24 protein-coding genes and 2 tRNA genes (1 of these 26 running past the window's edge) are annotated in these 23,376 nt (G+C 48.5%); 10 read left to right on the top strand and 16 right to left on the bottom strand.

The genetic code is table 11. The annotated features are described in order from the left end of the window. The 4 genes in view from L6472_RS11165 to hemG are tightly spaced (at most 31 nt apart) and all read left to right on the top strand, a layout consistent with a single transcriptional unit that may run on beyond the window. Positions 1-87, top strand: the final stretch of a protein-coding gene (locus L6472_RS11165; protein ID WP_237805116.1) for a TonB-dependent receptor. 1,932 nt of this gene lie to the left of the window's left edge; the window shows 87 of its 2,019 coding nt (coding positions 1,933-2,019); its start codon lies off the left edge, out of view; the stop codon is at positions 85-87. A gap of 31 nt (positions 88-118) precedes the next feature. Beyond that, positions 119-1,327 (top strand): MFS transporter, encoded by a 1,209-nt coding sequence (locus L6472_RS11160; RefSeq protein WP_370640914.1) that lies wholly within the window; start codon positions 119-121, stop codon positions 1,325-1,327. A gap of 2 nt (positions 1,328-1,329) precedes the next feature. Beyond that, a complete protein-coding gene (gene hemN, locus L6472_RS11155; RefSeq protein WP_237805114.1) occupies positions 1,330-2,694 on the top strand; it encodes an oxygen-independent coproporphyrinogen III oxidase in 1,365 nt (454 codons plus the stop codon). A gap of 3 nt (positions 2,695-2,697) precedes the next feature. After that, positions 2,698-4,050: a protoporphyrinogen oxidase gene (gene hemG / locus L6472_RS11150; RefSeq protein WP_237805112.1), complete on the top strand. Its 1,353-nt coding sequence runs from the start codon at positions 2,698-2,700 to the stop codon at positions 4,048-4,050. Between the two features lie 47 nt (positions 4,051-4,097). Here the strand turns inward: hemG and L6472_RS11145 are convergent. Next, a tRNA-Thr gene (locus L6472_RS11145) sits at positions 4,098-4,171 on the bottom strand. A gap of 276 nt (positions 4,172-4,447) precedes the next feature. Between L6472_RS11145 and L6472_RS11140 the strand changes: the two genes are divergently transcribed. The 6 genes from L6472_RS11140 to L6472_RS11115 are packed head-to-tail and all read left to right on the top strand — an operon-like array spanning position 4,448 to position 8,687. After that, positions 4,448-4,981 (top strand): DUF4199 domain-containing protein, encoded by a 534-nt coding sequence (locus L6472_RS11140; RefSeq protein ID WP_237805110.1) that lies wholly within the window; start codon positions 4,448-4,450, stop codon positions 4,979-4,981. Positions 4,982-5,008: 27 nt separating this feature from the next. Next, positions 5,009-5,962 (top strand): glycosyltransferase family 2 protein, encoded by a 954-nt coding sequence (locus L6472_RS11135; protein WP_237805108.1) that lies wholly within the window; start codon positions 5,009-5,011, stop codon positions 5,960-5,962. Beyond that, positions 5,959-6,435 (top strand): DUF6452 family protein, encoded by a 477-nt coding sequence (locus tag L6472_RS11130; protein ID WP_237805106.1) that lies wholly within the window; start codon positions 5,959-5,961, stop codon positions 6,433-6,435. The genes L6472_RS11135 and L6472_RS11130 overlap by 4 nt, the downstream gene beginning before the upstream one ends. 13 nt (positions 6,436-6,448) lie before the next feature. Further along, entirely contained in the window at positions 6,449-7,075 is a 627-nt protein-coding gene (locus L6472_RS11125; protein WP_237805104.1) for a DUF6048 family protein, read from the top strand. Positions 7,076-7,077: 2 nt separating this feature from the next. Beyond that, a complete protein-coding gene (locus tag L6472_RS11120; RefSeq protein WP_370640847.1) occupies positions 7,078-8,016 on the top strand; it encodes an FAD:protein FMN transferase in 939 nt (312 codons plus the stop codon). An 8-nt stretch (positions 8,017-8,024) separates the two neighbouring features. After that, a complete protein-coding gene (locus L6472_RS11115) occupies positions 8,025-8,687 on the top strand; it encodes a Crp/Fnr family transcriptional regulator (RefSeq protein WP_237805102.1) in 663 nt (220 codons plus the stop codon). A 68-nt stretch (positions 8,688-8,755) separates the two neighbouring features. Here the strand turns inward: L6472_RS11115 and glmM are convergent, their stop codons facing one another. From glmM to argH, 15 genes are all read right to left on the bottom strand, one after another. Continuing rightward, positions 8,756-10,129 (bottom strand): phosphoglucosamine mutase, encoded by a 1,374-nt coding sequence (gene glmM, locus L6472_RS11110; protein WP_237805100.1) that lies wholly within the window; start codon positions 10,127-10,129, stop codon positions 8,756-8,758. Continuing rightward, positions 10,126-10,758 carry a DUF4827 domain-containing protein gene (locus L6472_RS11105; RefSeq protein WP_237805098.1) on the bottom strand — a complete coding sequence of 211 codons (633 nt, stop codon included), beginning with the start codon at positions 10,756-10,758 and terminating at the stop codon, positions 10,126-10,128. The genes glmM and L6472_RS11105 overlap by 4 nt, the downstream gene beginning before the upstream one ends. A gap of 113 nt (positions 10,759-10,871) precedes the next feature. Further along, on the bottom strand, positions 10,872-11,909 hold the full coding sequence (locus L6472_RS11100) for a bifunctional oligoribonuclease/PAP phosphatase NrnA (RefSeq protein ID WP_237805096.1): 1,038 nt from the start codon (positions 11,907-11,909) through the stop codon (positions 10,872-10,874). Between the two features lie 271 nt (positions 11,910-12,180). Further along, positions 12,181-13,182: a beta-ketoacyl-ACP synthase III gene (locus L6472_RS11095; RefSeq protein WP_237805094.1), complete on the bottom strand. Its 1,002-nt coding sequence runs from the start codon at positions 13,180-13,182 to the stop codon at positions 12,181-12,183. Positions 13,183-13,184: 2 nt separating this feature from the next. After that, positions 13,185-13,376, bottom strand: coding sequence for a 50S ribosomal protein L32 (gene rpmF / locus L6472_RS11090; RefSeq protein WP_081778395.1), 192 nt, complete (start codon positions 13,374-13,376; stop codon positions 13,185-13,187). Positions 13,377-13,396: 20 nt separating this feature from the next. Continuing rightward, positions 13,397-13,921, bottom strand: a complete 525-nt coding sequence (locus L6472_RS11085; RefSeq protein WP_237805092.1) for a DUF177 domain-containing protein — start codon at positions 13,919-13,921, stop codon at positions 13,397-13,399. 54 nt (positions 13,922-13,975) lie between these two features. Beyond that, positions 13,976-15,115, bottom strand: a complete 1,140-nt coding sequence (locus L6472_RS11080; RefSeq protein ID WP_237805090.1) for a HAMP domain-containing sensor histidine kinase — start codon at positions 15,113-15,115, stop codon at positions 13,976-13,978. Positions 15,116-15,124: 9 nt separating this feature from the next. Then, positions 15,125-15,499 carry a RidA family protein gene (locus L6472_RS11075; RefSeq protein ID WP_237805088.1) on the bottom strand — a complete coding sequence of 125 codons (375 nt, stop codon included), beginning with the start codon at positions 15,497-15,499 and terminating at the stop codon, positions 15,125-15,127. 412 nt (positions 15,500-15,911) lie between these two features. Further along, positions 15,912-16,895 carry an acyltransferase family protein gene (locus L6472_RS11070; RefSeq protein ID WP_237805086.1) on the bottom strand — a complete coding sequence of 328 codons (984 nt, stop codon included), beginning with the start codon at positions 16,893-16,895 and terminating at the stop codon, positions 15,912-15,914. Positions 16,896-16,912: 17 nt separating this feature from the next. Beyond that, positions 16,913-18,481, bottom strand: a complete 1,569-nt coding sequence (locus L6472_RS11065) for a YifB family Mg chelatase-like AAA ATPase (protein ID WP_237805084.1) — start codon at positions 18,479-18,481, stop codon at positions 16,913-16,915. Positions 18,482-18,510: 29 nt separating this feature from the next. Further along, the gene (locus L6472_RS11060) at positions 18,511-19,512 is read right to left on the bottom strand and encodes a DUF4369 domain-containing protein (RefSeq protein WP_237805082.1); all 1,002 of its coding nucleotides are present in this window, start codon (positions 19,510-19,512) and stop codon (positions 18,511-18,513) included. Beyond that, on the bottom strand, positions 19,509-21,200 hold the full coding sequence (locus tag L6472_RS11055; RefSeq protein WP_237805080.1) for a tetratricopeptide repeat protein: 1,692 nt from the start codon (positions 21,198-21,200) through the stop codon (positions 19,509-19,511). The genes L6472_RS11060 and L6472_RS11055 overlap by 4 nt, the downstream gene beginning before the upstream one ends. Before the next feature lie 88 nt (positions 21,201-21,288). Next, a tRNA-Leu gene (locus L6472_RS11050) sits at positions 21,289-21,373 on the bottom strand. Positions 21,374-21,463: 90 nt separating this feature from the next. Then, positions 21,464-22,000 carry a hypothetical protein gene (locus L6472_RS11045; RefSeq protein ID WP_237805078.1) on the bottom strand — a complete coding sequence of 179 codons (537 nt, stop codon included), beginning with the start codon at positions 21,998-22,000 and terminating at the stop codon, positions 21,464-21,466. A 17-nt stretch (positions 22,001-22,017) separates the two neighbouring features. Next, positions 22,018-23,367, bottom strand: coding sequence for an argininosuccinate lyase (argH, locus tag L6472_RS11040; protein ID WP_237805076.1), 1,350 nt, complete (start codon positions 23,365-23,367; stop codon positions 22,018-22,020). Positions 23,368-23,376: the final 9 nt, after the last annotated feature.

Raw genomic sequence — 23,376 nt, 5'->3', positions numbered from 1 at the left:
CTGACATACTACTTCAAGACCAGTCAGGGGTATGGTCAGCAGGGACGTCCAGTGTCTTTTGGCACATCGCTTATATTTGATATTTAATTAATATATGCAATCAGAAGTTCAAACAAAGATTAACCACATAATAAGCAAAGAAGGCAGAGGAGGCATCGGACTACCGATGTTCTTCTGCCTTTACATTGCCCAGAGTATTCCATCCAGTTTCTTCGCGACAGCGCTACAGGTGATGATGCGCGAGGCTCACTACTCGTTGGCAACGATCGGACTGTTGCAGTTGGTGAAGTTGCCGTGGGTACTTAAGTTCTTGTGGTCGCCACTGGTAGATCGTCACTGTCTGACAGGGCGCGACTTCCGTCGCTGCATCATCGGCAGCGAGTGTGTGTATGCACTGTTCATCGTGTTGGCTGGTTTGTTGGATGTGGGCACCAACCTCTATCTGATTATAGCACTGGTATGTCTGTCGCTGGTGGCTTCGGCCACACAGGATATTGCCACCGATGCCCTGGCTATCCTGATGCACGGAGGTAAGGATAAGAGCATGGTGAACAGTATGCAGTCGATGGGGAGCTTTGGCGGAGCGCTGATAGGCAGCGGGCTCTTGTTGTTGATACTGCATGCCTTCGGCTGGCGTACGGTCACCCTGTGTCTAGGAGCTTTCGTGTTGCTGATGCTGGTTCCTCTCATCATGCGTCGTGAGCCTGAGATTGTGGCCAAGACCGTGAAGGAACGTGCCAGATGGACCGACTTCGCCTCGTTCTTTGCACAGCGTGGCATCTGGCGGCAGATCGGTTTCCTGTTGCTTTACTATGCCAGCATGATCGGCATCCTGTCGATGATGCGTCCTTGGCTGGTTGACTTAGGTTATACCATGAAAGAAATCGGTGTGATGAGTGGCATCGTGGGAACGTCGGCAGCCTTCTGCGCCTCTTTTGGTGCAGGCTTTGTGGTCCGTCGTATTGGTATCCGTGTCTCCCGAGTGCTGTTTGCCACGTTCATCCTGCTGACCACGCTCTATTTTCTGACTATGTCGTATGTATCCCAGCCCTCAGCATGGTTGCTCTATTTCGGCATTGTCCTGATGTGGTCCAGCTATGGCATGGCCACCATCGTTGTTTATACCTCGGCGATGGAGTGTGTGCGTAAGGGGCGTGAGGGTACAGACTTTACCATACAGACCGTGCTGACCCATCTAAGTGGTATCATTATCGCTTCTCTGAGTGGCAGCGTTGCTGACCATTTCGACTATCATGGTCTGTTTCTCACCGAATGTATCATTGCCATTGTCTCACTATTATATATCCTTATCTTTTTCAGAAAGTAGCTATGCAGCCCGAGATTATTCAAAAATACAATAAGCCGGTGCCCAGATACACCAGCTATCCACCAGCAAACTATTTCGGAAATTTCACAGAGTCAGACTATCTGCGTGCGGTAGAGGCATCCGACAAGGCCAGACAGAACCAAATTTCGTTCTATCTGCATATTCCATTCTGTCGTCATTTGTGCCACTATTGTGGTTGTAACTCTTATCCTGCTGCAGCGCCCGAGACGGTGAAGGCTTATGTGGAAGCCTTGCACCAAGAGATTGACTTGGTGGCAAAGCATATAGACCGTAGCAGGAAGATTGCCCAGATACATTATGGCGGTGGCAGTCCAACGTCGATTCCAATAGAGATGGTCAAGGAGCTGAACGAGCATCTGCTGAGTATTGCTCCAGTGATTGAAAGACCAGAGATTGCGATTGAGTGTCATCCTGGTTATCTGAACGAACAAGATTGGCAACGGTTGACTACTTGTGGATTTACGCGCTATAGCATCGGCATGCAAGATTTGAAGGAGGATGTGCTGAAAGCTGTCAACCGACGTCCTTCGCTGTTGCCTATGAAGGCCGTACTCGACATTCTGCGAGCATCGGGGGCAACGGTCAACTTCGACTTTATTTACGGCCTGCCACATCAGTCTGCTGCCTCATTTCAGCAAACTATCGAGCAGGCAGCAGCTTTGCGTCCCGACCGTCTGGTCACGTTCTCGTATGCGCATCTGCCTAAGCTCTTTCCCCGTCAGCAGATTCTGGACCGCATAGGTCTGCCATCGGTGGAAGAGAAAAACCGCATGTTTGAGGTGGCATCCGGCGTCCTGACGCAGGCGGGCTATCAACGTATAGGACTCGATCACTTCGTGTTACCCGAGGATGAACTCTTCACTGCCTTGCAGTCGGGTGCCCTGCACCGCAACTTCCAAGGCTACTGTACACGCAGGACCACGGCGCAGGTCTATGCTTTTGGCGTGACGGCCATTAGTCAGTTGGATGATGCCTACGCGCAGAACGGACGTGATATCAAGGAATATATTGAGACCATAGGACGGCAGCAACTGTATATACGCCGTGGTTGCCAGCTCACCAGTGCACAGAAGATGGTGCGCGAGGTGGTTGAGACCTTGATGTGCAACTATTATCTAAATTGGAAGGAGGTGGCAGATCGCTTAGGTGTCAGCGTTGACGAACTTCGTGGCGCTTGCTGTTATGACGAAGAGCGACTGAAGGAGATGGCCCATGACGGCATTATAGACTTTGACGAACAGCATATCCAGGTGCATAGTGATGGCAGACCGCTGGTAAGATGTGTAGCGGCTGCACTCGATCCGTTGGTACAACATACAGATAAACAATTTTCAAATCCGATATAAGAGATGACGCAAGAACGTGATATCGTTGTTATTGGTGCAGGACTGACCGGTCTTGCTACGGCTTTCAACCTGAGAAAAAAGGGGCGTGATGTTCTCGTATTAGAGAAACAAAATCGTGTGGGAGGTCAGATACACACTTTCACAGAAGAGGGGTTTACGTTTGAGAGCGGCCCCAATACAGGTGTGGTCTCGTTTCCTGAAGTGGCAGAACTGTTTCAAGACCTGAAGGGACGTTGTGACTTAGAAACCGCCCGCGAGTCGTCTAAGCGACGTCTGATATGGAAGGGAGACAAGTTTCATGCACTTCCTTCGGGACCTGTGTCTGCTGTCACCACGCCGCTGTTCACGTTGAAAGACAAGTTTCGCATTCTGGGCGAGCCGTGGCGACAGAAAGGAACAAACCCCAATGAGTCGGTGGGTGCGCTGGCGCAACGAAGATTGGGACGTTCGTTCTTCGAGTATGCTGTTGACCCATTTGTGTCGGGCGTATATGCCGGTGATCCCATGAAACTGACCACACGCTTTGCTTTGCCAAAGCTCTATCATCTGGAAGCGAACTACGGCAGTTTTGTGCGCGGTGCCATCGCAAAGCGAAAAGAGCCTAAGACCGACCGCGACCGGCTGGTCACGAAAAAGGTGTTCTCAGCCCGTGGTGGTCTGCAGAAGATGGTAGATGCCTTGGCTCAGGATGCAGACATCGTGACAGGAACTCAGCAGATAAAAGTGCAACCCCGTGAGGACCATACCTGGCGTGTGACTTATAACAATGGCTGTGAAGAGGTTATTTGTCGTCACGTTGTCACAACGGTGGGGGCTTATGCACTGCCAGATTTGTTGCCCTTTATCCCTCGCACGCTCATGGACCCTATCAGCAGTCTCTATTATGCTCCTGTCATCCAAGTGTGTGTTGGTATTCGTGATTCGCATGGCTTGAACTATCCCGCTTTCGGCGGTCTGATACCCAGCAAAGAACAGAAGCAGCTGCTCGGCATACTGTTTCCTTCAGAGTGTTTCGTGCAGCGAGCTCCAGTGGGAGGCGCCCTCTACTCCTATTTTATGGGTGGTGCACGCCATGCCGACTATCTGCAGAAAAGCGATGACGAGATACGTGAGATGGTCATTGATGCGTTCCATTCTCTGTTGAAATATCCCAAGACAATGGAGCCCGACATGATACGCATTTTCCGTCATGAACACGCTATTCCTCAGTATGGTGAGGATAGTGGTACAAGATTTGAAGCAATAGCGTGTGTCGAACAGCAATATCCCGGGTTGATTCTGGCGGGAAATATGTGCGATGGTATAGGCATGGGCAATCGCATACACCAAGCAGCGATGGTCGCCAATAAACTATAGAAAACGACAAAGGACAGACGTTGCATCTGTCCTTTGTCGTTTAGAAGAGCCTCTTGTCGGATTCGAACCAACGACCCCGAGATTACAAATCACGTGCTCTGGCCAACTGAGCTAAAGAGGCGGGTGGGTAAGCGATCTATATCGCGCCGCTACAACCGAGTACCCTTGCTACGTTCCCGTCCTGGGGGATTCCAAGGGAGCTGGCCGTACAGGACTTACCCGTGGTTGCTTTTAAGCGGGTGCAAAGGTACATAATTAAATTAATAATTAAGAATGATTAGCTGGGAATTTTGTTGTTTTAACTATTTTTTAAGACAACGCCCGTGTTATATGGCGGAAAATGCGTATATTTGCATCGTTTTTCGTGTTATAATTCAAAATAGTTAATTAATTGGCTTTGAACGATTATATACAGTTAAAGGCATTTGCCCGTGCAGACGGGTTGTGGTTGGCTCTTTTATGGATAGCCAGCTTTGTCTTTTATCTTCTTGGGCTGGCTTCGCCAGGCTACAGTATTGTTGCTTTATTGCTGGCTTTTGCCACGCCAATACTCGTGTGGAAACGTTTGAAAAACTTTCGAGATTATGGTTTAGAAGGTAGTATTTCGTTTCTACGTGGCTGGGCATACGTCGTCTTATTGTTCTTCTACGGCTCACTGCTTTTTGCTATAGCCCAGTTCTGCTATTTTAATTTCCTGGATCAGGGCTACCTGTTGGGTATGTATGCCAAAATGATGGAACTGCCAGAGAATGCCGAAGTAATCAAGCAGGCAGGCATGCAGCAGGTAGTTGAAGACGCATTGAACACGTTGGGGGCAATGCGTCCGATAGACCTGTCGCTGAATATGCTCACCACCAACTTGATGTTGGGCGTGCTTGTCGGACTGCCTATCGCTGGACTCTTGCAGCGAAAAGTCGGTGCGAAAAGCTAATGTTTACTTGAATAATCAAAGAATAGTATGGATATATCAGTAGTAATACCTCTTTATAATGAGGAAGAATCAATCGGCGAACTGTTTGGATGGATTGAACGCGTGATGCAAGAGAATCACTTCTCTTACGAGGTTATCTTCGTCAGCGATGGTTCTACCGATGGTTCGTGGGAGATTATCAAACAACTGCAGGCTCGTTCGCCTCAAGTCAAGGGTATCAAGTTCCGCCGTAACTACGGTAAGAGTCCTGCGCTCTATTGTGGTTTTGCCGAAGCACAGGGCGATGTGGTGATTACGATGGATGCCGACCTTCAGGATTCGCCAGATGAGATACCTGCGCTCTACCGGATGATTACTGAGGAAAAATACGACCTGGTGAGTGGCTATAAGCAGAAACGCTACGACCCATTGTCAAAGACACTGCCCACAAAACTCTTTAATGCGACAGCCCGCAAGGTGAGCGGCATCAGCAACCTGCACGATTTTAACTGTGGTTTGAAGGCTTATCGTCGTGATGTGGTCAAGAATATCGAGGTGTATGGAGAGATGCATCGCTATATTCCTTACTTGGCTAAACAGGCAGGATTTGACAAAATCGGTGAGAAAGTAGTGCATCATCAGGCCCGTAAGTATGGCACTTCTAAATTTATGGGTTGGAACCGCTTCGTTAATGGTTATCTGGATCTGCTCACATTGTGGTTTCTCTCTTCGTTTGGCAAGAAGCCGATGCATGTGTTTGGCTTTCTGGGCACACTGATGTTCTTGGTCGGTTTTCTGTCTGCTGTCATTATCGGTGCCAATAAACTATACTGCTTGGCTGCTGGAATACCAGAGCGTTTGGTGACAGATTCCCCTTTCTTCTACATCTCTCTGACAATGATGATGATGGGGACGCAGTTCTTCCTAACTGGCTTCCTGGGCGATTTGGTGAGCCGCTCTTCGAATAATCGTAATGACTATCAGATTGAGACAAAGATATGATGCGACTGAAAGTGGTGGCTTTTGGGATGATAGTGGCAGCAGCCTTAACGGCATGCTCAAGCATTGACTGTCCTATTCAGACCACGGTAGAGGTGAACTATGTCTTGAGCGATACGCTCAAAGACACGTTGACCGTACTGACAAAGAGAGCCGACCGGAAGGATACGATTATATTGAACCGTGGCGTGGATATCACAAAGTTTGCTTTGCCCGTAAGTTATGGTCTTGCTGAAGATACTCTTGTTTTTGAAATCTATAACCGACAGAAGACGACGACTGTTGATACGGTGTGGATAAAGAAGAAGGATATACCGCATTTCGAGTCGGTTGACTGTGCTACCCATTTCTTTCATACAATCACACAGGTACGTGCTACGCATGTTGCCATAGATACTTTGTTTGTTCTCAATCCATCTGTGACTTATGATACATCAGCGAAACATATCGAGATACATTTCAAGAATAGCCATTAGTCTCTTATTGCTGATGGGACCACAGACGGTTCTCGCACAGGGGTTCTTGAAGTTGGAACGCGATAGCGTGCCCTTCTTCCGGGGCTTTGCGGTGTCGGCCGATCTGGTGGGTGCAGCTCAGATGTTGTTGAGCGACTATGGACAGTATGAAGGTGCATTGCGACTGAATCTGCATGACCAGTATTTCCCGGTTGTTGAGGTGGGCTATGGCAAGGCTAATCATGAGAACGACGCTGTGACGGGTATCACATATCGTACGGAGGCACCCTATTTTCGTGTGGGTGTTGATGTGAACATCATGAAGAAAAAGCATACGGGCAATCGCATTTTTGCTGGTGTGCGCTATGCCTATACTAATTATAAGGTGGATATTTCGCAACCCGCATCTAAGGATCCTGTGTGGCAATGGAATGCTGCTACTGAGGTGAAAGACAGACGTCTCTATCAACACTGGGCTGAAGTGCTGTTTGGCATTGATGCTAAGATAGCTGGTCCGCTCCATCTAGGGTGGAGTGTCCGTTACCGCATGCGTATGTCGCACAATGACAATCAGATTGGGCAGGCTTGGTATGTTCCGGGCTATGGCATACAGGATTCAGGCAATTTGGGCGCAACGTTTAATGTAAGTATTGACATATAATCATGAAACAGACAACGCTATTACTTGCTTTACTCTGTGTGATGTTGGTGGCAGCCTGCCAGCCGCAAGGCTTTCAGAAGAATACGGGTATGATCTTCGGAACGGTCTATCATGTGACCTATGCCTATGACAAGGATTTGCAGAAGGAAATAGAAGAGGTGCTGATGGCTGTTGACGGCGAGTTCTCGATGTTTAATGAAAAGTCAACGGTCTCTCATCTGAACAGAGGCGAGGAGTGGCCTCAGAGTGAGATGTATAAATCGCTCTTCCAGTTGGCACAAACAGTGAATAAGGACACGGAGGGTGCCTTCGATATCACGGTGGCACCGCTGGTCAATGCCTGGGGATTTGGCTTCAAACATGAGCAGTTGCCCACTAAAGAACAGGTGGACAGCCTGCTGAGAGTGCGTGACCAATTAGATTTCAGCGCCATCGCGAAGGGCTTCGGCTGCGATGAGGTGGCACGTCTGCTTGACGCGAAAGGTATCTCTGATTACATGGTTGAGATTGGCGGAGAGGTGGTTGTCAGCGGCAAAAGCCCCAATGATACACCGTGGCGTATTGGTGTGATGAAGCCTGTTGACGACTCACTGCATATTGATGGCGAGATGCAGGCTGTCTTGAACATCACGGATAAGGCGATGGCTACCAGTGGCAACTACCGTAACTTCTACTATAAGGATGGTAAGAAGTATGCACATACGATTGACCCCCGTACGGGATATCCTGTGCAGCTGACTCTGTTGTCGGCCACCGTATTTGCCGATGAGTGTGCGGTGGCCGATGCCTATGCCACATCATTCATGGTGATGGGGGTCGAAAAGGCTAAAGAGGTGCTGGCACGCCATCCCGAGCTGGCTGCCTATTTCATTTATAATGATGAAGATGGGAATCCTGTGGTGTGGCATTCTGATGCCGTGAAGGATTGGATTGTTGAATAGTTTCTGTTATGCATATCTACGACCAACTGTTGCAGTTCCCGTTGTTCCAAGGCATGAGCCGTTCGGAACTGCTGCAGTTGGCTGGTAATACAAAATTTGGATTTCAAAAGCAACCACCGCGAAAGACCATTATCCACGAAGGGGAAACATGCAAGCAACTGCTCTTCTTGATCAGTGGAGAACTGGAGTTTCAACGTCAGAGTGACGACTATGCGTATATGGTCAGCGAGCAGGTGCATGCACCTTGGCTTGTTCAGCCAGAGGTTCTGTTTGGTGCACAACCGCAGTATCTTTACACCGTGAACACGCTGACTGAGGCACATTTTATTGTTCTCTCAAAGGATGAGGTGATGCGTTTGCTTGAAGACTTTCTGATTTTCCGACTGAATTTGTTCAACTTGCTGTCCACGTTGTCGCAGCGACGTGCGCATCTGCCCTGGCGACGAGCTCCGCAGAATCTGCGTGAACGAATTGTTCGTTTCCTGTTGGACCATTGCACCTATCCCGCTGGACAGAAAATTTTTCATATCCTGATGCGCAATCTGGCACAGGAGGTAGGCGATAGCCGCTTGGATGTGTCGCGCGAGCTGAATGCGATGCAGAGCGAAGGACTGCTTCAACTGGCTCGTGGACGAATCATAGTGCCCTCGTTGGAGCACTTGTTTATGTAGAAAAGTAAGACAGCTGCCTTGTCATTGACAAAGCAGCTGTCTTACTTTTTGCGATATGTTGTGATTTCTTATTGCATGTCATAGACCACCTGCATCAGCTTCTTACCGATGGCGTCAGCCTCTTCCATGGTTTGAGCTTCGCTGTAAACACGGATGATAGGCTCTGTGTTTGATTTGCGCAGGTGAACCCACATGGTGGGGAAGTCTATCTTGACGCCGTCAATGTCGTTGACCGTAGCCTCCGGATTGCCAGCAAACATCTCTTTCACCTTGACCAGGATGGCATCAACGTCGGTCTCTGGAGTCAGGTCAATGCGGTTCTTGGCTATCTGATAGTCGGGGAAGGTCTTGCGCAGTTCGCTGACCTTTATGCCTTTCTGTGCCAGACTGCTCAGGAACAGACCAATACCTACCAGCGCATCGCGGCCGTAGTGGCTCTCGGGATAGATGACACCGCCATTTCCTTCGCCACCGATCACGGCGCCCACCTCTTTCATCTTCGTGGTAACGTTCACCTCGCCGACAGCTGCGGCGGTGTATTTGCCACCATGGCGCTCGGTGATATCGCGCAGAGCACGGGTGGAAGAGAGGTTGCTGACGGTGTTTCCCTTGTCGTGTGACAGTACGTAGTCGGCTACGCTGACCAGCGTGTATTCCTCGCCAAACATCTTGCCGTCTTCGCAGATGAAGGCAAGACGGTCAACATCAGGGTCGACCACGATGCCCAGGTCGAAACCGCCCTGGCGCATCTTGTCCATGATGCCCTGCAGGTTCTTCTCCAACGGCTCGGGATTGTGGGCAAACTGACCAGTGCATTCGCCATTCAGAATCTCGAAATCTACGCCAAGAGCCTTGAAGAACTCGGGCAGAATGACACCGCCTACTGAGTTGATGGTGTCGGCACAAACGCGGAACTTGCGTTTCTTGATGGCCTCTACATCTACCAATTTCAGGTCGAGAACCGACTGAATGTGCTGTCGGTTCATCGTGTCGTCGGTGATGACGCTTCCCAATTTCTCTACTGGCGCATAGTTGAAGTCTTCTTCATCTGCAATGCGCAGTACCTCGGCACCGTCGGCAGCTGTCAGAAATTCTCCCTCACGGTTTAGCAATTTCAGCGCATTCCACTGTGTGGGGTTGTGGCTGGCGGTGATAATGATGCCTCCATCGGCTTCGTGCCAGCGTACGGCCAACTCTGTGGTTGGCGTAGTAGCCAAACCGATGTCAATCACTTCGTAGCCCATACCTACCAGTGTGCCGCAGACAATGTCGCGAACCATGGGGCCAGAGATGCGGCCGTCGCGGCCTACAACAATACGCTTGCCACCGATAAAGGTAGCGTAAGCGGTTGTGAACTTTACGATGTCAAGCGGGTTGAGCGTGTCGCCCGTGTGTCCGCCGATTGTTCCGCGGATACCCGAAATGGATTTAATCAGTGTCATATATCAATAGAACGTACAAAACTAATCTCGTAATAATAGGGATAAACATAGCTGCTGGCTACGCTGTGACCTTGGGTGTGGGGCACGATGAGACGTACTTTCGCAATCTGGTCGTCTTCTGTACGTGGCCGACCTACGTTGACGTATTTCAGCGGTACCAGCCAACCTGTGGGCACAGACTCGGTGTTATAGGCCGACATCATGACGCCATCTGTCAGTGAGGCGGTGAACACGTTGCCTTGACGGCGCACGTTCATCACGTCAACATCATAGGGAGCCGTGTCGTTGTATATGGCAGAGGAGTCAAGCAGGCACAGTTCAAGGAATCTTACCATCAGGTCGCTATTCTCTCCATCGCGCAGGGGCTCGCCGCATCCTTTATGCACAATCTGCATATAGACGCCGGTGTTGTTCATATATACAAACTCATTCTTATCGTTATTGGTGATGTCTCCCTGCTTGTGGAACACATCCTCGCTGATGACATTGATGGCTGAGTCTGCCAAGAATTGCTTGATAGCAGCGCGCTCTTTGTCCTTTTTGTCGCCGTAGGTTTCATAATCGTTGCAAGCCACAAATGTGGCAGCAAGACAGAGGAGCGACAACAGTGCTATGATTTTATGTTTCATTTTACTATTTTGTTCTGAAAATCAATTGCAAAGATACGAAATAAAAGTGAATAGTGGCTTGGATAACTTGAAGAAATTGTTACTGCTTGTGTTTATTTAACGGTTGCCATATTTCATTTCAGTTGTTTCTCGAAGGCCAATATGGCGCTCTTGGTGATGTTGATGGCTTCGTCCATCGAACAAAAGAGTCGTCCGCCAGATGCATTTAAGTGGCCGCCACCATTGAAAAACTGAGCTGCCATCTCGTTGCAGGGGAACTGGTCAACGCTTCGAAGGCTTACCCAGATGGTGTTGTCTTTTTCTGTATCTTCGCGTAGAGAGATGCTCAATTTGTGACCTTTTATTTGTAAGGGCATGTTGACAAGTCCCTCGGCATCGCCCTTTACGAAGTTGAATTTCTTCAGAATGTCGCGTGTCAGTGTGAAAAAGCTGGCATGTCTCTCGCTGTCAACAACCAAACTTTGATACATCACGTAGCCCATCAGCCTGATACGATCTTCTGAGAAGTTGTGGAACACGTTGCGATAGATCTTGTCTTTGTTGATATGCTTGGTCAGCAGTTCTCCGATGATGAAGAAGATGTCTGGATCATTAGAGTTGTAAGTGAAGCCGCCTGTGTCTGTCATCATACCGCAATATACGGGGATGGCAAAGTTCTTCTCCAGCTGTTCGAAGCCTCCCATCTGCCATACTAGACGGAATATCAGCTCGCAGGTAGAAGAGGCTTTGGGGCGCGACACGGTCAGCACGGCATCTACATCGGGGTTGGGGTGGTGGTCAATCAGCACTTTCTTGGCAGGCGAAGCACACAAAGCCTGTTGCATTTGATCGACGCGTGAGGCGGTGTTGAAGTCTAAACAGAATATTAAGTCGCAGTTTTTCAGGGTCCATTCACAACCTTGTTGGAACTTATCGAAGCGTACAATCTTTTGTGTGTTGGGCATCCACTGCAGATAGTCTGGATATTGGTCGGGAATGAAGATTTGTGCTTCTTTCCCAAAGACGACGCGTAAGTATTCTGCCCAACCTAAACTTGCGCCCAAAGCATCGCCATCTGGGTTCTGATGGCAGGTGATGACAATCGTTTCGCTTTGTTTGATGAGGGCTGTCATCTGCTGACATTCCTCTTGTGTAAGTATATTGTTTAGCATAATTGGGTGCAAAGTTACTAAGAAGCCATAAAAGAACCAAATTTTTATGGGAGTTCTTTCCGTGGCAGGCCTGTTGACTTGATGTGTGCAAGCATCACTTTCGTCGTAGTAAAGTGGCGCAATGGCATTCGTAAAGTGGCGCTTTAGTGACGCTATAGTGCCACTTTGATTTCAGCTTATAATGAAGGGACACAATGTCTGTGAGCAGCAAATAAAAGAGGCGAAGTATCTATGCAGATGCTTCGCCTCTCTTGTACTGTAATGGTTATGTTTACTTGCCATCATAAGCCCAACGGAGATAGTTGGCTCCATGAACGAAACCAGCTCCGAAAGCAGTCATGATGATATTGTCACCCTTCTTCAGTTTAGACTCATATTCCCATAGAGCCAAGGGAATGGTGGCTGCAGAAGTGTTACCATAGTGCTCGATATTGACCATCACTTGATCCATGGGCAGTTCCAAACGCTTGGCAACAGCCTCGATGATACGCATGTTTGCCTGATGAGGAATCACCCAAGCGATGTTGTCCTTGTTCAGTCCGTTGCGCTCAGCGATGAGTGCACAGTCGTCACTCATGTTGGTCACTGCATAGCGGAACACCGTGCGACCTTCCTGATAGGTATAGTGCATGCGGTGATCTACGGTGAAATGGCTGGCAGGACTGACCGAACCACCGGCCTTCATGTGAAGGAAAGGCAGTCCCATGCCATCGGTACGAAGGTAAGAGTCTATCAGTCCGATGTTTTCTTCCTCTGTGCCTTCAAGCATCACTGCACCAGCACCATCACCGAAGAGCGGACAAGTGCTACGGTCCTTATAGTCAGTAGCCGACGACATCTTGTCGGCACCAATCAGGATGATGCGCTTGTAGCGTCCACTTTGAATCATGCATGAAGCAACGTTCAGCGAATAGAGAAATCCACAACAGGCTGCCGAAAAATCGAATGCCATGGCATTCTTCAATCCTAACTTGCCAATGACGATGCTGGCAGTAGATGGAAAGTGATAGTCGGATGTAGAGGTGGCTACAATCAAAGCATCAATAGAATCGGGATCGGCGCCCGTCTTCTTCATGAGCTGCTTGGCAGCCTTGCGCGCCATATAAGAAGTGCCGAGACCCTCTTCTGTGAGGATTCGGCGCTCCTTGATTCCGACACGCGTCATAATCCATTCATCGTTGGTGTCGACCATGCGCGACAATTCCTCGTTGGTGAGGACGTAGTCAGGCACGTAGCCTCCGACGCCGGTGATGATCGCGTTAATCTTTCCCATTCTTATTCAGCTACTTCTTCGTCCATCTTGATAGCAACCTTACCGCGATAGTATCCGCATGTTGGGCATACTGTGTGGTAAACATAGTAAGCGCCACAGTTAGGGCATACTGCCAGTGTAGGAGCTACAGCCTTGTCGTGAGTACGACGTTTGGCGGTACGAGTGTTTGATTGTCTTCTTTTAGGATGTGCCATAATGATTTACTATTTAAAATTTAACTTTTTTCTTTTAACTTGAGTAGTGCACTCCACCGCGGGTCTATCTCTTGTGCGTCCGCATCACTGCTTCGGGCAGCCGAATGCTGTTCAAGCACTCGCATCATAGCATCGTTGCAATCGCCAGGTTGATGAACGTGCTGGATGGGTACCGCCAATATGATTGACTCGTAGATGAACCATGCAATGTTGAGTACGGGATCGTGCTCTTCCACTGTGATGATGTCATCCTCCTCGGTGTATGTGTCGCCCAGCTTGATAACTAAGCGCAAGTCGGCCTCTATGGGCTGGTCCATCAGGTCCAGACAGCGGTCGCAGGGGATGCGAATGGTGCCAGTGGTGTGAAGTTGAAGCTCAAAAAAGCCGACGGCCTTGCGTATAGACCCCGACACATGCAGCGAGCCTTCTTGCACCTGTGCACCTTCGAGCGCGTCAAAAAAATGGTTGTCAAGGTCGTATTCCAAGGACGTTTCGTCCTCGGTAAGTGCCTTGAAATCAATCAGAAAACGCTCTAAATCACACATAATCACACTATTTCGGGCTGCAAAGTTACAAACTTTTTTTCAATTACGAATATTTTATTGTGTTTTTTTTCGCATCTCAATGCGGAAGGTCGTGCCTCTACCTACCTCTGAATCTTTGACATAGATGTGACCGTGATGATATTGTTCGACAATTCTTTTAGCCAAAGAAAGACCTAATCCCCATCCACGTTGCTTGGTTGTAAAGCCGGGTCGGAATACGTTCTTAATGTCTTTCTTCTTAATACCTTTTCCTGTGTCGGCAATTTCTATGGCCACAATATCGTCTTCTTCCAGCAGCCACAGGTCTATTCTCCCATTACCTCCTTCCATGGCGTCAACAGCGTTCTTGCAGAGGTTCTCCACTACCCATTCGAAGAGCGACGCATTCATCTTCACCACCACATCGTGGTTGGGATAGTGTCCTTTGATGACGACCTTCTGAGAGGTGCGCTTGTTCATATATACAATCACGCGGTCCAGCAGATTGTTCATGGATTCATCAACAGGTTCGGGCTGTGAACCTATTTTCGAGAAACGTTCGGCGATTCGTTCCAAGCGTTTTACGTCGTTTTCAAGTTCGGGTATCAGTTCGTCTTGAGGATAGTTATCTTTCAGTATTTCAACCCATGCCATCAGGCTGGAGATAGGTGTACCAAGCTGATGGGCAGTCTCTTTCGAGAGTCCCACCCACACTTTGTTTTGTTCTGCTCGTTTAGAGGATAACAATGCGAAGATGGCGACTACCACAAAAATCATGACGATGCCCAGTGCCCAATAGGGATACTGGGTAAGTCGCTTTAGCATGGTTGACTCATCGTAGCACACCAATTGATAGGTGTCGAAGACTTCGATGCGGATAGTGTCGCCTGCGGCCTTCATGCGCAGGGCATATTTCTTCACGTCCACATCATCGTCAATGTTGCGATAGTCCATGACCTCGCCTTCGGCACTCAGCACGATGACGGGGATGGTGTTGTTGCCTTCTATCACAGCTGTGGCCAGTGACAGGTCTGTGGTTTCGTCTGCTTGGTTGACAAAATTCATGGCTTGTGCCCACACATCCATCTTGCGTTGTTCTTCTTTCTGAAGGTCGCGCACCAATAGGTGTGACACCAATAGTGAAGTAACGGCAATGATGATTGCTGCCGCCACCAACCATATCTTTACTTGCCTGATTCTGTCAGTCCACTGCATTGCAACTCTTTATTCGGTTGCCACCACCTCTATCTCTACCAGTGCGTTCTTGGGCAATGTCTTTACTGCAACGGCCGAGCGGGCGGGGAAGGGGGCGCTAAAGAACTGAGCATAGACTTCGTTCATGGCAGCAAAGTCGTTCATGTCTGCCAAGAATACGGTGGTCTTTACCACGTTATTCATCGTCGTACCTGCTTCTTCCAGAATGGCTTTGATGTTGCTCAGAGACTGTTGTGTCTGTTCTTTGATGCCACCTTCAGGAAAGGCACCTGTGGCAGGGTTCAAGGGGAGTTGTCCTGAAGTGTAAATGAGATTTCCTATTTTAATGGCCTGACTATAAGGGCCGATGGCTCCAGGAGCCTTTGATGTGCTGATTGCTTTCATCTTAATAATATATAACAATGGTAAGTTGGCGCAAAGATAATAATAATCTTTAAAAGAACAATAGAATATTCAGTATTTTCTTTCTTCTCTTCAAAGAGTTTCATCTGATTTCACGTTGTCATACCTTCTTCTAATATGACGCTCCAATTCACATATAATCACTTGGGGCTACACCCTTCTTTCTGCCTAAAGAATCTGCTGAGCCCTCTACTGAAATAACAAAAAGCGCAAATAAAGGATTACCCCTATGATTTTCGCTTGAGCCTTGTTAATTTCAACCTTATAATAATTTGTTATCTATATTGAATTTTAATCAAGATACAATCAGTTCCACGAGATTTCTTTCTATTATATTCATTGGATGCAAATGTGCCATTATTTTACCAAGCTGCCAAATTTCAGAAATAAGAAATCAAGCCCGACGAACTATATTAGTATAACGATTAACTAAAGCGACTAGCAGGGACGAGAATGCGAAAACCAAGCCCCACACTAATGGCATTTGTGCATAGCATTTGTAATCGAATCCTAAGTGGTTAAGACCAATGCTAATGAGCAAGGGACAGCCACCACAGAAAAAGTAATAGACGATGGAATGTCGCCCCACCCACTCCAACAAGTTGTTGTTGGGCAACCTCATAAAGACACCTACAATCAGCAATACACAAACTGCTAAATTAAGTAGGAACAGCGGGTAGTTTGATACGATGATGGGGCCAAACACCATCTGCATGTTCAATGTCAGGATGAGGTATTTTGTGATTAGCACTAAAAAGAGCAGTAGCAGATAGCCAGACAGGCTGTAAAGACGCTTCACAATAATGTCTTCATAACGTCTGAAAAGCATGCCTGCTGTCATCAAAGAAAAACCCAAAAAGGCTTCATTAATACACCATATATCGGATTTATAGTGCCATGGTGATTCGTTATTACCTATCAGGGCAGACAGGAGAAATGCAGCAGCGCCACTGACTGATAGGAGTCTTGAAGAAGGTTTAAAGAAAAATATAAGACTTATGTAGAAAAGCTTGGCAACAATCAGTGAACTCACGAACCACGATGCGTGTCCGGTAAGGATATCCACGATAATGGGCCAAAAGCCATCAAAGGAGTTATGTGCCAAGGCTTTTGGTAGGGCCAACAGAGACGTGAATACGACATAAGGCACAAAAAGCCAGCGAAACACACTCCTTTGCATCCTCTTATAATCGTCTTTTTCCACATTGTGCATCACATATCCGGAAAGGAAAAAGAACACGGCCAGTACGTCTTCAACATATAGAGCATAAGGAATGATGTCTTCACCGGCATAATACATTTCGGTGTGAAACCATAGAATGGAGATTATGCAGAATCCTCTCAGCATATCTACCCAAGCGATCCTATCTGATTTCATATTGTATCTTAATATTATTATCCTCTTTCTGCCCAGTCGCCTCTATCGAGATTCCGGTAGCCGATGGCTTCGGCGATGTGCATGGACTGCACCTTCTCGCTGCCGGCGAGGTCGGCGATGGTGCGAGCCACCTTGAGGATACGGCTGTAGGCGCGGGCACTCAGTTTTAAGCGCTCCATGGCCATGCGCAGCATGTCGAGCGAGGCAGCGTCGGGATCGGCGAACTCGTGGAGCATGCGCTCGGTCATCTGGGCGTTGCAGTGAGGGCGGCCCCTCCCCCCGCCCTCCCCTGTAGGGAGGGAGCTGAAGCGCTCAGTCTGGATGTTGCGGGCACGGATGACTCGCTCGCGGATGGCGGACGACGGTTCGCCGGGCTGCATCTGCGAGAGCTGGGCAAAGGGTACGGCCTGTATCTCGCAGTGGATGTCGATGCGGTCTAATAGGGGACCGCTGATTTTGTTCATGTAGCGCTGAATTTGCCCTGGCGTGCAAACACACTTGTGGAGCGGGTCGCCGTAGTAACCGCATGGGCAGGGATTCATAGATGCAATGAGCATGAACGAACAGGGATAGTCAACATTATACTTTGCGCGACTAATGGTGATCCTGCGGTCTTCCAGTGGTTGCCGTAGAACTTCGAGCACTGTTCTCGAGAGTTCTGGCATCTCGTCTAGGAATAACACACCATTATGGGCAAGTGAGATTTCGCCCGGTTGAGGATTCTGACCGCCACCAACGAGGGCCACTTGCGAGATGGTGTGATGAGGAGCGCGAAAAGGACGTTGACTGATGAGGCTGGTGTCTCGCGGCAGCTTGCCAGCAATACTATGAATCTGGGTAGTCTCAAGACTCTCAGAAAGAGACAGCGGTGGCAGAATACTTGGCAAGCGCTTGGCCATCATTGATTTTCCTGATCCAGGAGGACCTATCATTATGAGGTTGTGTCCCCCTGCAGCAGCTATTTCAAGGGCTCGCTTCACACTTTCTTGTCCGCGAACATCACTAAAATCATATTCAAAATGATTCTGTTGCTCGTAGAATTCTTTACGTGTGTCCACCTTCAGTGGTTTATAGATGGAAGAGCCGTTAAAAAAGTTGGCCACGTCAATCAGCGAGTCCATACCATAAACATCTAGATTGTTGACTACGGCAGCTTCGCGTACGTTCTGACTGGGAACAATGAGTCCTTTGTATTTATCAGCACGAGCTTTGATGGCTATGGGGAGTGCACCGCGAATGGGGTTCAATCTGCCATCGAGTCCCAGCTCTCCCACCATCATGTAATGTTCCAATTGGCTACATTCTATCTTATTGTCGGCTGCCAGAATGCCAATAGCCAATGGCAAGTCATAGCTACTGCCTTCCTTTTTGATATCAGCAGGTGCCATGTTTATCGTAATGTCAGCATTGGGAAAACGAAAGCCAGAATTGTTGAGCGCCGCACGAATACGGTCAATACTCTCGCGTACGGCGGTATCTGCAAGACCAGAGATGTGGATGTTAACACCACGTACGATGTTTACTTCATTTGTTACGGTTGTTGCTTCAAGTCCATTGACGGCTGCGCAATAGGTTTTGACGAGCATAGGTTGTTTTTGGTTGATTGTTTTTGGGGTTATTCTATCATGGCTCTGATTTTCTCTTCCAGTTCCGAAGCTGGTAGGTTTCGGGCAATGATGTTGCCTTGCTTGTCAGCAATGATGTTGCCTGGAACAGAGGTGATTCCCAAGGTCATAACAAGGGGTGAGTCCCACATATTGCCATCGCAGATGTTTGACCAATTGATACTGTCTCGGTCCAGTGCATAGCGTCCTTCTTCTTTCGTGGCATCAAGACAGACCGACACTATCGCAAGGTCGTTGCCGTATTCTTTCTGTAACCGTTGCATTTGGTGAAGCATGTTTTGTGATTCATAGCTCCATGCTGCCCATGCAATGACTACGTTGACTGTGCTTTGAAGTTGCTGATGAGTGGCAGTACGTCCTTTTGTGTCAATGGCGGTGAAATGAGGCAATTTACCTTTTGAGACAGCATTGCGTAGAGTGTTCAGTTGCCGACTGAGTTGCTGCATCTCTATATGCCCTGGTTGTGCTTTTGTAATGGCTTCAGCCATGCGTGCGCAGAGAGCGTAGTCAGGGTTGATGTCCTGAATAAAAAAGCGGCGCAATATATATACGCTTAGTGGTGATGCAGGATTCTCTTCAATAAAATGTTGCGCGTGTTGCTTGACTTCTGGTGGTGTCATGTCGTTGACACGTAGTCGGAAGTCTGTCATCTCCTTGTTGTCGGGAGTTCCCAATATCTTCGTTTCTTTCAAATGGGAAACGTCGCCATCCATTTTTACGGTAGCACCTGGCATGGCAAAGATGGGCAACTCTGAATAGTTGGGAAAGAGCAAGGCATAGGTGATGGTGTCGTTCAGATAAATGTCATACACGAATCGGCCATCGTTGACCTTGATTGTGTCTTTTGTGCCTCGCTCAAGATTATAAAGATAGAACTCACCTTGATTCAGATTTTTGAATTGTCCTTCAAGGCGAAAACGGTTGCCTGACCCGCCGCAAGCAGCGAGTAGGCAACCGATGATTGTTATTACCAACCAGTTTCTGGTCGTCATTTCTTGATATTTACGAGTTCGAGATCCTTTGCAGCATATTCTGCCAATGTGGGATCTTTAGCAATAGCTTTCTGCAAAGCTTGTGCTGCCTCTGCATTGTTGCCTGTGCGGGCATTGAGGATAGCGGCAAGGTAGAGGGTGGTGGCATCTGCGTTCTTAACACCCTTCAGTGTGTTAGCAGCAGCCTGATAGTTCTTGTTCAAAATCTGTGCCAGAGCAGCAGAGTTTGTCTTCAGACTTCCGAAGTCCTGCTCAGCTTGTGCATATTTGCCCTGTGCCAGATGCAGGTTACCCATTACCTCTGCAAGACCATTTGCACTTGATGCCTTTGCAATGTAGCTCTCTGCATTCAGCATGTCGCCCTGCTTCAGTGCCAGCAGACCCATGTTAGCGTTTGCCTCAGCCAGGTTGCTGTTCTTCTTCTGAGCTTTTGCTACCCACTGACGAGCCTCGTTGTCGTTGCCCTTTGCATAGGCCAGAACAGCCAAGTTGTTGTATGCACGCGCATCTTCGGGGTAGAGCTCTACAGCCTTCTTATAATATGCCTCAGCAGTAGCGGGGTTCTCTTCGTCGAGTGTAGCACCATAGAGCAACTCCTCGATGCTCAGCTTGGTGGCATCGCTCTTGAACTGCTCCTGAATCTGCTCGTCGTCACGACCAATCAGTTCGTAGTTGACAGTCAGACGAGCACGGCGCAACTGAGGCAGAATGCCGTCAGCCAGCTCACGGAAAGCAGAAGAGATGTTCTTGATCTGCTGCTCGCGCTCTTCGGGATCCTGATACATTGAAAGAACGCGCAGAATCACGTCTTTGTCCTGAATATCGCTGGCAGCTACCAATTCCTGGAAACCGTCCCAGTCTTCTGCAGTGTATTTGGTGTCAACGGTAGCATCCATCTTTGCTTTCTTCATTTCTTTCTTGAGATATTTCTCAGTGACGTCCTGACGCTTGCCTGCCAAACGCTCGTTGATCTGGAAACCACCGTCGGGAGAAGCATAGGCAGATACCTCAACACCATCGAGGAGCATACCTTCCTGGTCTTTAACAATTGTGCTCAGCAAGCGTACGAACTCCTGTACAGAATTGTTCTGAAGCTCGCTCTTGCGCAATTGTGCCTGTCCGATGAGGAATTTAATGTTTGCTTCTTGTTTCTTCTTGATGATGCGCTGGAAAGCATCCTGAGCTACAGCAGCCTGTGCAGAGGTGAGCGCACGCTTGTAAAGCTCAGAAGTGGCGATTACACCATTGGCAACCTTAACTTCGGGCACTTTGACCGTTTTCTTGCCAACCTTTGCGTCGAAGGTGAGGTACAGCTCGCTCTGCTGCATTTCGGGCTGATAGGCGAAGGTGCTCTTCATGGCATAGCGTCCGCCCACACGGTATGAGATGGTCTGGTCGTTGCCCAACACTTTCTCACCCTGGAAGGTGGCGCTCTCGCCAGCTACCTGTTTTACACCGTTCACGGTCTGGAAACGCAGCTGAGGTGTAACGGTAACGACAGCTTTTTTCTTCATGTATTTCTCGGGGAACATACCGTTGATGGTCGCATTGACCTCACCAGCCTGTGTCTCCAAAGGATTTGGTGTTACACTGAAATTGTCGGCAGAAAGCGCGCCAAGTTTTCCTGAACATGATGTCAGCACTGCTACAGCAACGGCTGACAATAAAATAGTTCCTTTATTATTCATATTCTTTGTTTATGTTTTGATGTTAAGTTTTGATGTGTCTCCTTTAAAAGGTTAAAGGATTCGATGAGGACCTCGAATCCTTCATTTGTGCCGCGAGCGGGACTCGAACCCGCACAGCCATTTCTGGCCAAGGGATTTTAAGTCCCTCGTGTCTACCATTCCACCATCGCGGCAGCCTTTTTTACAATAAATATGTCGATTTCTATAAAATCGGTGCAAAGGTACATTTTATATTCGGAAATACCAAATGTTTTCACACTTTTTCAGGGATTGAGTACTTTAAGTATGCCTTGATTCCTATCGTAGGTCACGCGTTTGTATTGTTCTAAAGGCCTTCCTTTATTTCCTGTCTCTATATAGCTATAGTTACTATATATATTGTACACGCGTTGGCATTTGTTGCATTTTAACTGATAGGATTTTGCTCCCCACACCAGTTCTGAATTGAAGTCGCAGTTGGGACATTGCAAATCGTAGGCGCATAGAATACCTTCGTAGGTGCGGCCGATGACGAGTCCGCGCTTGTGCCCCATGGCATCATAGTTCAGCAGTTCGTTGCCGATGGCTGTATTCATTATCAGGTCAAGGTCTGTCTTGTTGTATGAACCTTGATTGGGGGTGCATTTCAGATGAAAAACCCCATTCTCCTTTACGGCTTTCACGATGCAGAAATCGCCGCCTGCACCACTGACTGACAGGGTCAGGGCACTACTGGGGAAAAGGGATGCCTGAAATAGGAAGTTACAGTAGGTGTTACTGTACTGTGGCTCTTCTTCACAGGCGCATAGTAGGTATAACAAGCTTATAATGAAAAGTTTCAGTCTTTGCATGAGCTAAGAAGTTGTGCCTCGGCTTTAGTCACTCGTTCAAAACCGAATCCATCCAGCACTTGTTGCATCAGTTGGCAGATCTGGTCGTTCATCAGATTGCCGATGCTGCCTTCGTGGGTGTGGTGGATATCTTTGCAGGGTGTGAACTTGCCAGCTTCAATGTCAAGTCCCACTTTTTTGTAGGCATCGCGGAAAGGCATGCCTTCGGCAGCCAGGCGGTTGACCTCTTCGACCGAGAACATTGGGTCATAACGTGGGTCGTCGAGAATATGATCGTTTACTTCAATGCGGTTGATAATGTAAGCTGTCATGCGCAGGCAGTCGAGCAGTTCGTCAAAGGCAGGCAGGAACACCTCTTTGATGATTTGCAGATCGCGGAAATAACCTACAGGCAGATTGTTCATCATCAGTGTGATTTGCTGTGGCAAGCTCTGCAGCTTGTTCGACTTTGAACGGATCAGTTCGAAGACGTCGGGGTTCTTCTTGTGTGGCATGATGCTTGAGCCCGTGGTACATTCCTTGGGCAGTTTCACAAACCCAAAGTTCTGACAGTTGAACATGCAGGCGTCGAAAGCCAACTTGGCCATGGTGCCTGCGATGGTTGCGATAGCAAAACCCACGTTGCGTTCCATCTTGCCGCGTCCCATCTGTGCATAAACGACGTTGTAGTCCATCGAGTCGAAGCCCAGTAGGTCAGTGGTCATCTGTCGGTTCAATGGGAAAGAAGAACCATAGCCTGCAGCCGAACCTAAAGGGTTGCGGTTGGTCATCTTGTAGGCCGCTTGCAGAAACAACATATCATCGGCAAGACTCTCGGCATAAGCACCGAACCAAAGACCAAACGAAGAAGGCATGGCCACCTGTAGGTGCGTGTAGCCAGGCATCAGCACATTCTTGTACTGGTTGCTCTTAGCGATGAGCTGGTCGAATAGGTCTTTGACGGCTTCTGCCACCAACTGCAGCTGGTGACGGGTGAAGAGTTTAAGGTCCACCAGCACCTGATCGTTGCGTGAGCGTCCTGAGTGAATCTTCTTACCTATATCGCCCAATTTGCGGGTGAGCATCAGCTCCACCTGAGAGTGGACGTCTTCAACGCCGTCTTCAATTTTGAACTCACCGCGCTGGGCCTGTTCGTAGATGTTTTTCAGTTCAGCCAACAGTACTGGCAGCTCGTCTTTTTCCAACAGTCCGATGCTCTCAAGCATGGTGATGTGAGCCATCGAGCCCAGTACATCGTAAGGTGCCAGATATAGATCCATCTCACGATCGCGACCCACGGTGAAACGTTCAATCTCACTGTTGATCTCAAAGTCTTTCTCCCAAAGCTTTTGTGCCATTGTCTTTCT

This window comes from Prevotella sp. E13-17 (genome assembly GCF_022024035.1).
Taxonomy (GTDB): Bacteria; Bacteroidota; Bacteroidia; order Bacteroidales; family Bacteroidaceae; genus Prevotella.
This window is presented reverse-complemented; position numbering and strand designations above follow the sequence as displayed.

Excerpts from the sequence above, each read along its gene's own strand:
- hemN (WP_237805114.1), top strand. The coding sequence starts at position 1,330 with ATGCAGCCCGAGATTATTCAAAAATACAATAAGCCGGTGCCCAGATAC.
- hemG (WP_237805112.1), top strand. The coding sequence starts at position 2,698 with ATGACGCAAGAACGTGATATCGTTGTTATTGGTGCAGGACTGACCGGT.
- L6472_RS11135 (WP_237805108.1), top strand. The coding sequence starts at position 5,009 with ATGGATATATCAGTAGTAATACCTCTTTATAATGAGGAAGAATCAATC.
- L6472_RS11130 (WP_237805106.1), top strand. The coding sequence starts at position 5,959 with ATGATGCGACTGAAAGTGGTGGCTTTTGGGATGATAGTGGCAGCAGCC.
- L6472_RS11125 (WP_237805104.1), top strand. The coding sequence starts at position 6,449 with ATGGGACCACAGACGGTTCTCGCACAGGGGTTCTTGAAGTTGGAACGC.
- L6472_RS11120 (WP_370640847.1), top strand. The coding sequence starts at position 7,078 with ATGAAACAGACAACGCTATTACTTGCTTTACTCTGTGTGATGTTGGTG.
- L6472_RS11115 (WP_237805102.1), top strand. The coding sequence starts at position 8,025 with ATGCATATCTACGACCAACTGTTGCAGTTCCCGTTGTTCCAAGGCATG.
- glmM (WP_237805100.1), bottom strand. The coding sequence starts at position 10,129 with ATGACACTGATTAAATCCATTTCGGGTATCCGCGGAACAATCGGCGGA.
- L6472_RS11105 (WP_237805098.1), bottom strand. The coding sequence starts at position 10,758 with ATGAAACATAAAATCATAGCACTGTTGTCGCTCCTCTGTCTTGCTGCC.
- L6472_RS11100 (WP_237805096.1), bottom strand. The coding sequence starts at position 11,909 with ATGCTAAACAATATACTTACACAAGAGGAATGTCAGCAGATGACAGCC.
- L6472_RS11095 (WP_237805094.1), bottom strand. The coding sequence starts at position 13,182 with ATGGGAAAGATTAACGCGATCATCACCGGCGTCGGAGGCTACGTGCCT.
- rpmF (WP_081778395.1), bottom strand. The coding sequence starts at position 13,376 with ATGGCACATCCTAAAAGAAGACAATCAAACACTCGTACCGCCAAACGT.
- L6472_RS11085 (WP_237805092.1), bottom strand. The coding sequence starts at position 13,921 with ATGTGTGATTTAGAGCGTTTTCTGATTGATTTCAAGGCACTTACCGAG.
- L6472_RS11080 (WP_237805090.1), bottom strand. The coding sequence starts at position 15,115 with ATGCAGTGGACTGACAGAATCAGGCAAGTAAAGATATGGTTGGTGGCG.
- L6472_RS11075 (WP_237805088.1), bottom strand. The coding sequence starts at position 15,499 with ATGAAAGCAATCAGCACATCAAAGGCTCCTGGAGCCATCGGCCCTTAT.
- L6472_RS11070 (WP_237805086.1), bottom strand. The coding sequence starts at position 16,895 with ATGAAATCAGATAGGATCGCTTGGGTAGATATGCTGAGAGGATTCTGC.
- L6472_RS11065 (WP_237805084.1), bottom strand. The coding sequence starts at position 18,481 with ATGCTCGTCAAAACCTATTGCGCAGCCGTCAATGGACTTGAAGCAACA.
- L6472_RS11060 (WP_237805082.1), bottom strand. The coding sequence starts at position 19,512 with ATGACGACCAGAAACTGGTTGGTAATAACAATCATCGGTTGCCTACTC.
- L6472_RS11055 (WP_237805080.1), bottom strand. The coding sequence starts at position 21,200 with ATGAATAATAAAGGAACTATTTTATTGTCAGCCGTTGCTGTAGCAGTG.
- argH (WP_237805076.1), bottom strand. The coding sequence starts at position 23,367 with ATGGCACAAAAGCTTTGGGAGAAAGACTTTGAGATCAACAGTGAGATT.